The sequence below is a fragment of the Escherichia sp. 94.0001 genome, assembly GCF_013369155.2.
In the GTDB taxonomy this organism is placed as follows: Bacteria; Pseudomonadota; Gammaproteobacteria; order Enterobacterales; family Enterobacteriaceae; genus Escherichia; species Escherichia coli_F.
The window spans coordinates 199381-213893 of record NZ_JABWMS020000001.1 but is presented as its reverse complement, the minus strand read 5'-3'; the positions used below and the strand labels follow the sequence as shown (position 1 = coordinate 213893).

Below are 14513 nucleotides of genomic sequence, written 5' to 3'. Positions count from 1 at the left end.
GGCCGGGTGGGTAATACCATCCGGCCATTTTCATTTAAGCCACTTCCAGCACTTCTTTTGTCGCTTTAACGCCCTGATGCATCAACATCATTAACGCCTCAAGTACGCCGCCGCCAATTGCCCGGGCTTTATCAGAAACGCTGGTGAAATCAGCCGTTTCACCACGTGGATCGATATCACCAATTTTAAAACCACCGACCACCGCCAGTCCGTCGTTCAACAAGCCACGCACCATCCCCGTCAACGGTGCTTTAATTTCATGCTCACCAATCCAGGCAATCACATCGCCCTCTTTCACCAGATCGCCTAATTTCACGTTGGATCGCATAATGCCTGCAGCAGGAGCACGGATCACCCGTCGGGTGGTATGCCCCATAATATTGCCGGGAACACCGGTATTCTCCTGCGCACAACCAGAGTAAATCACCTGACCGAGCCAGTGCCCGCGATTTGTTTCAATTACCGCATGGCAATCCTTCCCAGCAGTAAAGCCCGGCCCAAGCGCGATTGTTACTGGTGCCATATCTGCCCGCGTACCCAAATTCTGTTTCGCCAGAATAGCGTCCACCACGCAAAGCGGTTTCAGTTCATCAAGCAATGAACAGGCGGGATCTACCATCACAGGGATGAATCCGCGTTCGGTAAGTTTCATCGCTTCCGCAGAGCTGGTTGCCAGGCGGGCAGTGACGCCTTCGACCGTCATTTCGCCATCGAACACGGCCTGGGCAAACGCCACGGTACAACGAATCACTGTCGGTTTTTCCACTTCCAGCATGATCACTTTAAAACCCGCATGATACAGACGTAGCGCCACACCACTGGCGATATCCCCCGCACCGCGAATCACCACCAGCTGGTGTCCGGAAGGATGAGAAGGTTTCATCATCAGCCCACCCGGCGCGTTATTTTTCACCTGTAATATTTCTGCCAGCACGCTGATGGCGATCTCCTGCGGCGTTTCCGCACCTATGTTGTAACCAACGGGCGCATGTAAACGGGCAATATGTTCTTCAGCCACGCCTTTCTCACGCAATTGACGTAGGAAAAGCTGAACCTTGCGGCGACTTGCCAGCAACCCCAGCCATGCAATGGGCTGTTCAATGAGTTTGTCGAGGGCTTCACGATCCTGATTATTCGTGGCAATCAGGACAAAATTATCAGGGCGAATATCCAGTGCTTCCACTGCCGCACCAAACGACTCAGCATGGAGAAGCGTGGTTGATGGTGGGAATAATTCAGGATTAAGGCTTTCGCGATAAATATCGGCAACGGCAATATCAAATCCTAATAGCGCCGCACTCTGGGCTATCGCCCGGTTGACATGCCCCGCGCCAATCAACACCAGACGAGGACGCATACCATGGACGCTGATAAACACGGACATTGCACCTCCACAATCTGACCCGACAGCATCCACACCGTTACGAGCCATACGTCCATGGAATAATCGCGGCTTACGTTCCTGCAATGCCTGAAGCGACTCTTCAATCACCTTCCGCTCAACCATTCCACCACCAATTGTACCGACGATAGAACCATCGGCGCGCACTAACATTTGTGCAGAATGGCGGGGAGTCGAGCCTCGGCTATCAACAATTTGCGCCATCGCAAACGGACAATTTTGCTCTTCAAGTTTTGCAGCCTCTGTGAAAATATTCATACCAACCTCAATGGATATCCTTTCAGTAACCCGGAATACCCGGGCCGCTAATTCACAAATCTGCGCGCGATTGCAGGATGTTCTTGTATATCGCCCAGCCAGATTGCCTCTACGTCGTGTTGTTGCAGCGGTTGAAGGAGCTCGCTTTGCGCAATCGCATTCTCACATTGAGAAAAACGGTTAATGAACCAGACTCGCCGACAACCTTGCGGTACGTTTTTAAATGCGCCCTGAGGGTGGCGAACCAGCGCAACGAGATCGCTCAGTTGCAAGGTTGCATCAGGTGTTAACCCGGTAATATCAGCAAACTGCGACCAGCGATGGACATTTTCTGTGCTCACTTTCGCACCCAAAATATGTCCTCCCATCACAGCAATCACGCAGCAACTGCTTTTGGGTATGCAAGGTTCGTGCTCATCAGGCGCTTTTAACGGCATTCCACGCGAGCCATCTGCCTCAATGAGAATTACGTCACACTCTGGTCGTTGCACCAGTGCATCAATCGCTTCTGGCATAAATCCCTGCACTTTTCCCTGGTTCGCTTTCCAGCTGTGAAAACAAAATGAAATGGGGGATGTAAGAGACGCATGAGGAAGCATGGCGGGATCACGACAGAAAACCACGGGCCAGTGAGACGTTGGCATAAACATATGTGTCGTTGTAGTGATTAACACACGCCTGCCGCTAGCCTGGAGCAGTTCTACCAGCCAAAAAAGCAAGCTGGTTTTCCCCCCAGCCCCAACAACAGAAATCACAGTGGGACGTTTCTGCGCGCCTAAATCAATGAATAATGCCGATGGGTCAACTATACTTTTCACGAGTCTTTATGACCTCTCTGGGATAAATTATCCCCAACTTAATCCATCAGGAAGTAACGCAATTAACAGGCGTTATTAGCCCCTATTAATAATGGAACCACTATGTCAGCCATCGACTGTATAATTACCGCTGCCGGATTATCATCAAGAATGGGGCAATGGAAAATGATGTTACCCTGGCAAGAGGGAACAATTCTTGATGCAAGTATCAAAAATGCGTTGCAGTTTTGTAGCCGAATTATTTTAGTCACCGGCTATCGTGGTAATGAACTGCACGAACGTTATGCGAACCAGAGTAATATCACTATTATCCACAACCCAAATTATGCGCAGGGTTTACTGACATCAGTAAAGGCCGCAGTACCCGCGGTGCAAACCGAACATTGTTTTCTCACCCACGGTGACATGCCAACCCTCACCATCGATATTTTTAGAAAAATCTGGTCGTTACGTAATGATGGCGCAATACTGCCACTCCATAAAGGTATCCCCGGCCATCCGATTTTAGTGTCAAAGCCATGCCTGATGCAGGCAACCCAGCGACCCAATGTCACCAATATGCGTCAGGCACTCCTTATGGGAGAACATTATTCCGTCGAAATAGAGAATGCAGAAATAATTTTAGATATTGATACTCCGGACGACTTTATTACAGCGCAAAAAAGGTATACTGAAATTTAGAAAACGTAGTTAAACGTTTGCGTTCAAATATTTAAACCATCCAGCCTGCTTTATCATTATGATAAGGAATCACTGATTTTGAGAAAAGAGAAAAAGTGATAAATGGGCTGGTAATAATAATTCCCAGGAGTGATTTTAATTCTCATTTGGCACCTGTGAGTTCATTCACAAAAAGCCCTTAAGTTTCGAGCCGCCTCACATTTTTTTATATTTCCCGCCAAACCTGGCAAGAGTGGTGCGATTGTTGCTCTATCCCCCTAAACCACCGGATTTCTCAACACCGGTCACTCAATGATATCTGTATAAGCTAAGGAGAGGGTTATGGGGGATATTATGCGTCCCATTCCGTTTGAGGAACTTTTGACGCGCATATTTGATGAATACCAACAACAACGCTCAATCTTTGGTATTCCCGAGCAACAGTTTTACTCACCCGTAAAAGGTAAAACTGTTAGCGTCTTCGGTGAAACCTGTGCCACTCCCGTCGGCCCTGCCGCTGGTCCGCACACGCAGCTCGCGCAAAATATTGTCACATCCTGGCTGACTGGCGGACGCTTCATCGAACTAAAAACCGTCCAAATTCTTGACCGCCTGGAGCTGGAAAAGCCCTGTATTGATGCCGAAGACGAGTGCTTTAACACCGAATGGTCTACCGAATTTACCCTGCTTAAAGCCTGGGATGAATACCTCAAAGCCTGGTTTGCTCTGCATCTTCTCGAAGCAATGTTCCAGCCTTCTGATTCCGGTAAATCCTTTATCTTTAATATGAGCGTCGGTTACAACCTCGAAGGTATTAAGCAACCGCCGATGCAACAGTTCATCGATAATATGATGGACGCATCTGACCATCCAAAATTCGCTCAATACCGCGATACGCTTAATAACCTGCTCCAGGATGAGGCATTTTTAGCCCGCCACGGATTGCAGGAAAAACGCGATAACTTACAGGCCTTACCCGCTCGCATCCCCACTAGCATGGTGCAGGGCGTCACCCTCTCCACGATGCACGGCTGTCCTCCGCATGAAATCGAAGCCATTTGCCGCTACATGCTGGAAGAAAAAGGGCTCAATACCTTTGTGAAACTCAACCCGACCTTACTGGGGTACGCGCGTGTTCGTGAGATCCTCGATGTCTGCGGTTTCGGTTACATAGGCTTAAAAGAAGAGTCATTTGATCACGACCTCAAGCTGACGCAAGCGCTGGAAATGCTGGAACGCCTGATGGCACTGGCAAAAGAAAAATCACTCGGTTTTGGCGTCAAACTGACTAACACTCTCGGCACCATCAACAATAAAGGCGCACTGCCTGGTGAAGAGATGTATATGTCAGGCCGTGCGCTGTTCCCGCTCTCCATCAATGTTGCAGCAGTTCTCTCTCGCGCCTTTGACGGCAAACTGCCCATTTCTTATTCCGGTGGTGCCAGTCAGCTGACTATCCGCGATATTTTTGATACTGGTATTCGCCCTATTACTATGGCAACCGACCTGCTGAAACCTGGCGGCTATCTGCGCTTAAGTGCCTGCATGCGCGAGCTGGAAGGCTCCGACGCCTGGGGGCTTGACCATGTTGACGTCGAACGACTGAACAAACTGGCAGCAGACGCGTTAACCATGGAATACACGCAGAAACACTGGAAGCCAGAAGAGCGTATTGAAGTGGCAGAAGACCTGCCGCTGACCGACTGCTACGTTGCACCGTGCGTTACTGCTTGCGCCATTAAACAGGATATTCCGGAATACATCCGTCTGCTTGGCGAACACCGCTATGCCGACGCACTGGAACTCATCTACCAACGCAACGCCCTGCCCGCCATTACCGGTCATATTTGCGATCACCAGTGCCAATACAACTGTACCCGCCTGGATTACGACAGTGCGCTGAATATCCGCGAACTGAAAAAAGTCGCGCTGGAAAAAGGTTGGGATGAATATAAGCAACGCTGGCACAAACCAGCCGGTTCTGGTTCACGCCATCCGGTTGCCGTGATTGGTGCAGGTCCGGCGGGTCTGGCAGCAGGTTACTTCCTTGCCAGAGCGGGCCATCCGGTTACGCTGTTTGAACGCGAAGCCAATGCGGGCGGCGTGGTGAAAAATATCATTCCTCAGTTCCGTATTCCTGCAGAGTTAATTCAGCACGATATCGATTTTGTTGCCGCTCACGGCGTGAAATTTGAGTATGGCTGCTCACCCGATCTGACCGTTGAACAGTTAAAAAATCAGGGCTTCCACTATGTTCTGATTGCCACCGGCACTGATAAAAATAGCGGTGTGAAATTGGCGGGCGACAACCAAAATGTGTGGAAATCACTCCCCTTCCTGCGTGAATACAACAAAGGCACTACGCTCAAGCTGGGCAAGCATGTGGTCGTTGTCGGGGCGGGTAACACCGCAATGGACTGCGCTCGTGCGGCGTTACGCGTTCCAGGCGTAGAAAAAGCAACGGTCGTTTATCGTCGTTCACTGCAAGAGATGCCCGCATGGCGCGAAGAGTATGAAGAAGCGTTGCACGACGGCGTGGAGTTCCGTTTCCTGAATAATCCGGAACGTTTCGATGCTGATGGCACCTTAACCTTGCGCGTTATGTCGCTTGGCGAACCTGATGAGAAAGGTCGTCGCCGTCCGGTTGAAACCAACGAAACAGTAACACTGCATGTAGACAGCCTGATCACCGCCATTGGCGAACAGCAGGATACTGAAACCCTGAATGCCATGGGCGTGCCGCTGGACAAAAATGGCTGGCCAGACGTCGACCATAATGGCGAAACTCGTCTGACTGACGTCTTTATGATCGGCGACGTACAGCGCGGACCGTCCTCTATCGTTGCAGCTGTCGGAACTGCGCGTCGGGCTACCGATGCCATCCTGAGTCGGGAAAATATCCGTTCCCACCAGAACGATAAATACTGGAACAACGTCAATCCGGCGGAAATCTACCAACGTAAAGGCGATATCTCAGTCACCCTGGTGAACAGCGACGATCGTGATGCGTTTGTCGCTCAGGAAGCTTCTCGCTGTCTTGAATGTAACTACGTTTGCAGCAAGTGTGTGGATGTCTGCCCTAACCGCGCCAATGTCTCAATTGCGGTCCCTGGATTCCAGAACCGTTTCCAGACGCTGCACCTCGACGCTTACTGTAACGAATGCGGCAACTGCGCCCAGTTCTGCCCGTGGAACGGTAAACCATATAAAGACAAAATCACCGTCTTCAGCCTGTCGCAAGACTTTGATAACAGCAGCAACCCAGGCTTCCTTGTGGAAGATTGCCAGGTACGCATACGTCTGAATAACCAAAGCTGGGTGTTAAACATCGACAGCGAAGGTCAGTTCAACAACGTACCACCGGAGCTGAACGATATGTGCCGCATCATTAGCCATGTCCACCAGCATCATCATTATCTGCTGGGCCGCGTGGAGGTGTAATCATGTTGATTCTGAAGAATGTCACCGCAGTGCAGTTACACCCGGCGAAAGTGCAGGAAGGCGTTGATATCGCCATCGAAAATGATGTGATTGTCGCTATCGGCGATGCGCTGACGCAACGCTACCCCGATGCCAACTACAAAGAGATGCATGGTCGGATTGTGATGCCGGGAATTGTCTGCTCGCACAACCATTTTTACTCGGGGCTTTCCCGTGGAATTATGGCAAACATCGCCCCCTGCCCGGATTTCATTTCAACGCTGAAAAATCTCTGGTGGCGGCTCGATCGCGCCCTTGATGAAGAGTCGCTCTATTACAGCGGGCTGATTTGTTCCCTGGAAGCGATTAAGAGCGGCTGTACATCTGTTATCGATCACCATGCCTCTCCGGCGTATATCAGCGGGTCGCTCTCCACATTGCGCAACGCATTTTTAAAAGTTGGCCTGCGTGCGATGACCTGTTTTGAAACCACTGACCGTAACAACGGCATTAAAGAACTACAGGAAGGAGTAGAGGAAAATATCCGCTTCGCCCGTCAGATTGATGATGCGAAGAAAGCGGCAACTGAACCGTATCTGGTAGAGGCTCATATTGGTGCTCACGCGCCGTTTACTGTGCCGGATGCCGGTCTGGAAATGCTGCGTGAGGCCGTGAAAGCCACAGGCCGTGGTTTACATATTCACGCTGCGGAAGACCTTTACGATGTTTCCCATAGTCATCACTGGTACGGCAAAGATCTGCTGGCACGATTAGCGCAATTCGATCTCATCGACAGCAAAACGCTGGTCGCTCATGGGCTTTATCTGTCTAAAGACGACATCGCGTTGCTCAATCAGCGTGATGCATTCCTGGTGCATAACGCCCGTTCAAACATGAACAACCATGTCGGCTACAACCATCATCTTTGCGACATCCGCAATCTGGCGTTGGGTACGGACGGTATTGGTTCAGATATGTTTGAAGAGATGAAATTTGCCTTCTTTAAACATCGCGATGCGGGTGGTCCGCTGTGGCCTGACAGTTTTGCCAAAGCACTGGCTAACGGCAACGAACTGATGAGCCGCAATTTTGGCGCGAAATTTGGCCTTCTGGAAGCCGGTTACAAAGCCGATTTAACCATTTGCGATTACAACTCGCCGACGCCGCTGCTGGCAGACAATATCGCCGGGCATATCGCTTTCGGCATGGGTTCAGGCAGCGTCCACAGCGTGATGGTCAACGGCGTTATGGTCTATGAAGACCGTCAGTTTAACTTCGATTGCGATTCCATTTATGCGCAAGCCCAAAAAGCCGCCGCTGCTATGTGGCGTCGGATGGATGCGCTGGCATAAATGACAGATACCCTCTTCCTTAAAGGAAGAGGGTTAAATAAGGAAAGAAGATGATTGAACAATTTTTCAGGCCCGACTCTGTCGAACAGGCGCTGGAACTGAAGCGCCGCTATCAGGATGAAGCTGTCTGGTTTGCCGGAGGCAGTAAACTCAACGCCACACCAACCCGTACCGATAAAAAGATTGCCATATCCTTACAGGATCTGGAACTGGACTGGGTTGACTGGGATAACGGTGCATTGCGGATTGGCGCGATGTCTCGCTTGCAAACACTGCGTGATGCACGGTTTATTCCTGCAGCACTGCGTGAGGCTCTCGGCTTTGTCTACTCTCGCCATATTCGTAATCAGTCGACCATTGGTGGTGAAATCGCCGCCCGGCAGGAAGAGTCGGTGCTGCTTCCCGTCCTGCTGGCACTGGATGCCGAACTGGTTTTTGGCAACGGTGAAACTCTGTCAATTGAGGAGTACCTGGCCTGCCCATGCGATCGCCTGCTAACCGAAATCATCATTAAAGATCCGTATCGCACCTGTGCGACTCGCAAAATTAGCCGTTCTCAGGCTGGGTTAACGGTAGTAACGGCAGCCGTTGCGTTAACCGATCACGACGGTATGCGAATTGCGTTGGATGGCGTGGCCAGTAAAGCACTGCGTCTGCACGATGTTGAAAAACAAAACTTGGAAGGCGATGCCCTTGAACAGGCTGTCGCCAACGCCATTTTCCCGCAGGAAGATTTGCGGGGCAGCGTGGCCTATAAACGCTATATCACGGGAGTTCTGGTAGCCGACCTTTATGCCGACTGCCAACAGGCTGGGGAGGAAGCCGTATGATCATCCACTTTACATTAAATGGCACGCCCCAGGAGCTAACCGTTAATCCTGGTGAAAACGTGCAAAAGCTGTTGTTTAACATGGGAATGCACTCTGTACGCAACAGCGATGATGGATTCGGTTTTGCCGGTTCTGACGCAATTATCTTTAACGGTAATATCGTCAACGCGTCCTTACTTATTGCCGCACAGATAGAGAAGGCTAATATTCGTACCGCAGAGTCTCTGGGAAAATGGAACGAGTTAAGTCTGGTTCAACAGGCAATGGTTGATGTTGGCGTGGTGCAGTCTGGTTATAACGATCCAGCTGCTGCTCTGATTATCACTGATCTGCTCGAGCGTATCGCCGCACCGACCCGCGAAGAGATCGACGACGCGCTTTCTGGTTTGTTCAGTCGCGATGCAGGCTGGCAACAATACTATCAGGTCATTGAACTGGCGGTTGCACGTAAAAATAACCCGCAGGCCACCATTGATATCGCTCCGACTTTCCGCGATGACCTTGAAGTCATTGGTAAGCATTATCCTAAAACTGATGCCGCAAAAATGGTGCAGGCGAAACCCTGCTATGTTGAAGACCGCGTAACGGCTGACGCCTGCGTCATTAAAATGTTACGTAGCCCTCACGCTCACGCACTGATTACTCACCTGGATGTCAGCAAAGCTGAAGCCTTACCAGGCGTCGTTCACGTTATTACTCATCTGAATTGCCCGGATATCTACTACACCCCGGGTGGTCAGAGCGCACCGGAACCGTCACCGCTTGACCGCCGTATGTTCGGCAAGAAAATGCGTCACGTCGGCGATCGCGTTGCTGCGGTAGTCGCTGAAAGTGAAGAAATTGCGCTCGAAGCACTGAAGCTCATCGACGTTGAATATGAAGTGCTTAAGCCTGTAATGTCGATTGACGAGGCAATGGCGGAAGATGCGCCTGTCGTACACGATGAACCGGTGGTGTATGTGGCGGGTGCGCCAGACACTCTGGAAGACGATAACAGCCATGCAGCCCAGCGCGGCGAGCATATGATTATCAACTTCCCTATCGGTTCTCGCCCTCGTAAAAATATCGCCGCCAGTATTCATGGTCATATTGGCGATATGGATAAAGGCTTTGCCGATGCCGATGTGATCATTGAGCGAACCTATAACTCAACTCAGGCGCAGCAATGCCCGACTGAAACTCATATCTGCTTTACCCGTATGGACGGCGATCGTCTGGTTATCCACGCCTCCACCCAGGTACCATGGCACTTACGCCGCCAGGTCGCGCGCCTCGTGGGCATGAAACAACATAAAGTTCATGTCATTAAAGAACGCGTAGGCGGTGGTTTTGGTTCCAAACAGGACATCCTGCTGGAAGAAGTGTGCGCCTGGGCAACCTGCGTGACCGGGCGTCCGGTACTGTTCCGCTACACCCGTGAAGAAGAGTTTATTGCTAACACCTCTCGTCACGTCGCGAAAGTCACCGTCAAACTGGGGGCAAAGAAAGATGGTCGCCTGACGGCTGTGAAGATGGATTTCCGCGCCAACACAGGCCCTTACGGCAACCACTCACTCACCGTACCGTGTAACGGACCGGCGCTGTCGCTGCCGTTATATCCGTGCGATAACGTCGATTTCCAGGTCACCACCTACTACAGCAACATTTGTCCAAATGGTGCTTATCAGGGTTATGGTGCACCGAAAGGTAACTTCGCTATCACTATGGCATTAGCGGAACTGGCTGAACAGTTACAGATCGACCAACTGGAAATTATCGAACGTAACCGGGTACACGAAGGGCAAGAGCTGAAAATTCTCGGTGCGATTGGTGAAGGTAAAGCGCCGACCTCCGTTCCTTCCGCCGCCAGCTGCGCGCTGGAAGAGATCCTGCGTCAGGGTCGCGAGATGATCCAATGGTCTTCACCAAAACCGCAAAATGGTGACTGGCACATCGGTCGCGGCGTCGCCATTATCATGCAGAAATCGGGGATCCCGGATATCGATCAGGCTAACTGCATGATTAAACTGGAATCGGACGGTACCTTTATTGTTCATTCTGGCGGTGCGGATATTGGTACTGGTCTGGATACCGTGGTGACGAAACTGGCAGCAGAAGTGCTGCACTGCCCACCGCAGGACGTGCATGTTATCTCCGGTGATACCGATCATGCGTTGTTTGATAAAGGCGCATATGCCTCGTCCGGTACTTGCTTCTCGGGTAACGCGGCGCGTTTGGCAGCGGAAAATCTGCGGGATAAAATTCTGTTCCACGGCGCGCAAATGTTGGGTGAGCCAGTGGCAGATGTTCAACTAGCAACGCCGGGCGTCGTGCGCGGCAAGAAAGGCGAAGTTAGTTTCGGGGATATTGCCCATAAAGGCGAAACCGGCACCGGTTTTGGTTCACTGGTGGGAACTGCCAGTTATATCACGCCTGATTTCGCCTTCCCGTATGGCGCAAACTTTGCTGAAGTTGCCGTCAACACACGTACGGGTGAAATCCGCCTGGATAAATTCTACGCCTTGCTGGACTGTGGTACACCGGTCAATCCAGAGTTAGCGTTGGGACAAATCTACGGAGCCACCCTGCGTGCTATCGGGCACAGTATGAGCGAAGAAATCATTTATGACGCCGAAGGCCACCCGTTAACGCGTGATTTACGCAGTTACGGCGCACCGAAAATTGGTGACATTCCGCGTGATTTCCGCGCTGTGCTGGTGCCGAGCGACGATAAAGTCGGCCCATTCGGGGCGAAATCAATCTCAGAAATCGGTGTAAATGGCGCAGCTCCGGCGATTGCTACCGCAATTCACGATGCCTGCGGCATCTGGTTACGCGAATGGCATTTCACACCGGAGAAAATACTCACCGCGCTGGAAAAAATATAAATAATAAATGGCCGCTTCGGCGGCCTGTTTCTCTGTTTGAACGATGACTAAATAGTTGACTGCGAAAATGAGATAAGCCGTTCTCAAGGCGTCCTGCGCCCCAAATTCGTGGGAATTTATTTTACTGATTCAGATGATCAAATTTACTTTAAAAGGAGTGAAGGGATGTCTGATATAAACCATGCAGGTTCTGACCTTATATTTGAACTGGAGGATCGCCCTCCCTTTCATCAGGCTCTCGTTGGTGCCATTACCCATCTGTTGGCAATTTTCGTTCCGATGGTAACCCCTGCGTTAATCGTGGGTGCGGCCTTACAGCTTTCCGCTGAAACAACCGCCTATCTTGTTTCTATGGCGATGATCGCCTCTGGTATTGGTACCTGGTTACAGGTAAACCGCTATGGCATCGTCGGTTCTGGCCTACTCTCAATTCAGTCAGTCAATTTTTCATTTGTTACAGTCATGATTGCGCTGGGCAGCAGCATGAAAAGCGATGGTTTTCACGAAGAGTTAATCATGTCGTCGCTTCTCGGCGTCTCCTTCGTTGGCGCATTTCTGGTTGTCGGCTCTTCTTTTATCCTGCCCTATTTACGTCGGGTTATTACACCTACCGTTAGCGGCATTGTGGTGCTGATGATCGGCTTAAGCCTGATTAAAGTCGGCATTATCGATTTTGGTGGAGGATTTGCTGCCAAAAGCAGCGGTACGTTCGGCAATTACGAACATCTCGGCGTTGGTTTATTGGTTTTGATTGTGGTGATCGGCTTTAACTGCTGCCGCAATCCGTTACTACGCATGGGAGGGATTGCCATTGGGCTATGTGTCGGTTATATCGCGTCGTTATGCCTGGGCATGGTGGATTTCAGCAGTATGCGCAATTTGCCGTTAATCACCATCCCGCATCCGTTCAAATACGGGTTTAGTTTCAGCTTCCATCAGTTCCTGGTGGTCGGCACGATTTATTTGCTTAGCGTGCTGGAAGCTGTCGGTGATATCACCGCCACGGCAATGGTTTCCCGCCGCCCCATCCAGGGAGAAGAGTATCAGTCGCGTCTGAAAGGCGGCGTACTGGCAGATGGCCTGGTTTCGGTTATCGCTTCCGCTGTCGGTTCATTACCGTTAACCACGTTTGCGCAAAATAATGGGGTTATTCAGATGACCGGTGTCGCTTCACGTTATGTCGGGCGAACCATCGCGGTCATGTTGGTTATTCTCGGCTTGTTTCCGATGATTGGCGGCTTCTTCACGACCATTCCCTCGGCTGTTCTGGGAGGCGCAATGACGTTGATGTTTTCCATGATTGCCATCGCTGGGATTCGCATCATCATCACCAACGGATTAAAGCGCCGTGAAACACTTATTGTCGCCACTTCTTTAGGTTTAGGGCTTGGCGTCTCCTACGACCCGGAAATTTTTAAAATATTGCCAGCCTCTATTTATGTATTAGTTGAAAACCCTATTTGTGCTGGTGGATTAACTGCGATTTTATTAAATATTATCCTCCCTGGTGGCTACCGACAGGAAAACGTTCTGCCTGGTATTACCTCAGCGGAAGAGATGGATTAACAGTAAAGGAGTCAATGATGTCAGGAGAACACACGTTAAAAGCGGTACGAGGCAGTTTTATTGATGTCACCCGTACGGTCGATAACCCGGAAGAGATTGCCTCTGCGCTGCGGTTTATTGAGGATGGTTTATTACTCATTAAACAGGGAAAAGTGGAATGGTTTGGCGAATGGGAAGACGGAAAGCATCAAATTCCTGACACCATTCGCGTGCGCGACTATCGCGGCAAACTGGTAGTACCGGGCTTTGTCGATACACATATCCATTATCCGCAAAGTGAAATGGTTGGGGCCTATGGTGAACAATTGTTGGAGTGGTTGAATAAACACACCTTCCCTACTGAACGTCGTTATGAGGATTTAGAGTACGCCCGCGAAATGTCGGCGTTCTTCATCAAGCAGCTTTTACGTAACGGAACCACCACAGCGTTGGTGTTTGGTACCGTTCATCCGCAATCCGTTGATGCGCTGTTTGAAGCCGCCAGTCATATCAATATGCGTATGATTGCCGGTAAGGTGATGATGGACCGCAACGCACCGGATTATCTGCTCGACACTGCCGAAAGCAGCTATCACCAAAGCAAAGAACTGATCGAACGCTGGCACAAAAATGGTCGTCTGTTGTATGCGATTACGCCACGCTTCGCCCCAACCTCATCTCCTGAACAGATGGCGATGGCGCAACGCCTGAAAGAAGAGTATCCCGACACATGGGTACATACCCATCTTTGTGAAAATAAAGATGAAATTGCCTGGGTCAAATCGCTTTATCCTGACCATGATGGTTATTTGGATGTTTACCATCAGTACGGTCTGACAGGTAAAAATTGTGTCTTTGCTCACTGCGTCCATCTCGAAGAGAAAGAGTGGGATCGTCTCAGCGAAACCAAATCCAGCATTGCTTTCTGTCCTACCTCCAACCTTTACCTCGGCAGTGGCTTATTCAACTTGAAAAAAGCATGGCAGAAGAAAGTCAAAGTGGGCATGGGGACTGACATTGGCGCAGGAACAACTTTCAACATGCTGCAAACGCTGAACGAAGCCTACAAAGTGTTGCAATTACAAGGCTATCGCCTCTCGGCATATGAAGCGTTTTACCTTGCCACGCTCGGCGGGGCGAAATCTCTGGGCCTTGACGATTTGATTGGCAACTTTTTACCTGGCAAAGAGGCTGATTTCGTGGTGATGGAACCCACCGCCACCCCGCTACAGCAGCTGCGCTATGACAACTCTGTTTCTTTAGTCGACAAATTGTTCGTGATGATGACGTTGGGCGATGACCGTTCGATCTACCGCACCTACGTTGATGGTCGTCTGGTGTACGAACGCAACTAATAATAA

9 protein-coding genes are annotated in these 14513 nt (G+C 50.5%); 7 read left to right on the top strand and 2 right to left on the bottom strand.

Annotated elements, in window-relative coordinates:
- Window positions 1-34: 34 nt before the first annotated feature.
- Together yqeB and yqeC are read right to left on the bottom strand one after the other, a co-directional pair.
- The gene (gene yqeB, locus HEN33_RS00990; protein WP_001020405.1) at window positions 35-1660 is read right to left on the bottom strand and encodes a selenium-dependent molybdenum cofactor biosynthesis protein YqeB; all 1626 of its coding nucleotides are present in this window, start codon (window positions 1658-1660) and stop codon (window positions 35-37) included.
- A gap of 47 nt (window positions 1661-1707) precedes the next feature.
- Complete coding sequence (yqeC, locus tag HEN33_RS00985; protein ID WP_001364452.1) at window positions 1708-2478, bottom strand: selenium cofactor biosynthesis protein YqeC; 771 nt, start codon at window positions 2476-2478, stop codon at window positions 1708-1710.
- 102 nt (window positions 2479-2580) lie between these two features.
- Here yqeC and mocA point away from each other — a divergent pair, with 102 nt between their 5' ends.
- The 7 genes from mocA to guaD all read left to right on the top strand — a co-directional run bounded on the left by mocA (window position 2581) and on the right by guaD (window position 14507).
- The gene (gene mocA / locus HEN33_RS00980) at window positions 2581-3159 is read left to right on the top strand and encodes a molybdenum cofactor cytidylyltransferase (protein WP_032185058.1); all 579 of its coding nucleotides are present in this window, start codon (window positions 2581-2583) and stop codon (window positions 3157-3159) included.
- A gap of 321 nt (window positions 3160-3480) precedes the next feature.
- Window positions 3481-6579, top strand: a complete 3099-nt coding sequence (ygfK, locus tag HEN33_RS00975) for a putative selenate reductase subunit YgfK (protein ID WP_176262812.1) — start codon at window positions 3481-3483, stop codon at window positions 6577-6579.
- A gap of 2 nt (window positions 6580-6581) precedes the next feature.
- A complete protein-coding gene (ssnA, locus tag HEN33_RS00970; protein ID WP_088541706.1) occupies window positions 6582-7910 on the top strand; it encodes a putative aminohydrolase SsnA in 1329 nt (442 codons plus the stop codon).
- Window positions 7911-7960: 50 nt separating this feature from the next.
- The gene (ygfM, locus tag HEN33_RS00965) at window positions 7961-8740 is read left to right on the top strand and encodes a molybdopterin-dependent oxidoreductase FAD-binding subunit (RefSeq protein WP_000572477.1); all 780 of its coding nucleotides are present in this window, start codon (window positions 7961-7963) and stop codon (window positions 8738-8740) included.
- Window positions 8737-11607 (top strand): molybdopterin-dependent oxidoreductase Mo/Fe-S-binding subunit, encoded by a 2871-nt coding sequence (locus HEN33_RS00960; protein ID WP_176262813.1) that lies wholly within the window; start codon window positions 8737-8739, stop codon window positions 11605-11607. Before ygfM ends, HEN33_RS00960 begins: the two co-directional genes overlap by 4 nt.
- A gap of 165 nt (window positions 11608-11772) precedes the next feature.
- Complete coding sequence (xanQ, locus tag HEN33_RS00955) at window positions 11773-13173, top strand: xanthine/proton symporter XanQ (protein WP_176262814.1); 1401 nt, start codon at window positions 11773-11775, stop codon at window positions 13171-13173.
- A 17-nt stretch (window positions 13174-13190) separates the two neighbouring features.
- Window positions 13191-14507 carry a guanine deaminase gene (gene guaD, locus HEN33_RS00950; RefSeq protein ID WP_001352959.1) on the top strand — a complete coding sequence of 439 codons (1317 nt, stop codon included), beginning with the start codon at window positions 13191-13193 and terminating at the stop codon, window positions 14505-14507.
- Window positions 14508-14513 lie beyond the last annotated feature (6 nt).

Coding starts and splice junctions, on each gene's coding strand:
- yqeB (WP_001020405.1), bottom strand. CDS start 1,660: ATGAATATTTTCACAGAGGCTGCAAAACTTGAAGAGCAAAATTGTCCG.
- mocA (WP_032185058.1), top strand. CDS start 2,581: ATGTCAGCCATCGACTGTATAATTACCGCTGCCGGATTATCATCAAGA.
- ygfK (WP_176262812.1), top strand. CDS start 3,481: ATGGGGGATATTATGCGTCCCATTCCGTTTGAGGAACTTTTGACGCGC.
- ssnA (WP_088541706.1), top strand. CDS start 6,582: ATGTTGATTCTGAAGAATGTCACCGCAGTGCAGTTACACCCGGCGAAA.
- ygfM (WP_000572477.1), top strand. CDS start 7,961: ATGATTGAACAATTTTTCAGGCCCGACTCTGTCGAACAGGCGCTGGAA.
- HEN33_RS00960 (WP_176262813.1), top strand. CDS start 8,737: ATGATCATCCACTTTACATTAAATGGCACGCCCCAGGAGCTAACCGTT.
- xanQ (WP_176262814.1), top strand. CDS start 11,773: ATGTCTGATATAAACCATGCAGGTTCTGACCTTATATTTGAACTGGAG.
- guaD (WP_001352959.1), top strand. CDS start 13,191: ATGTCAGGAGAACACACGTTAAAAGCGGTACGAGGCAGTTTTATTGAT.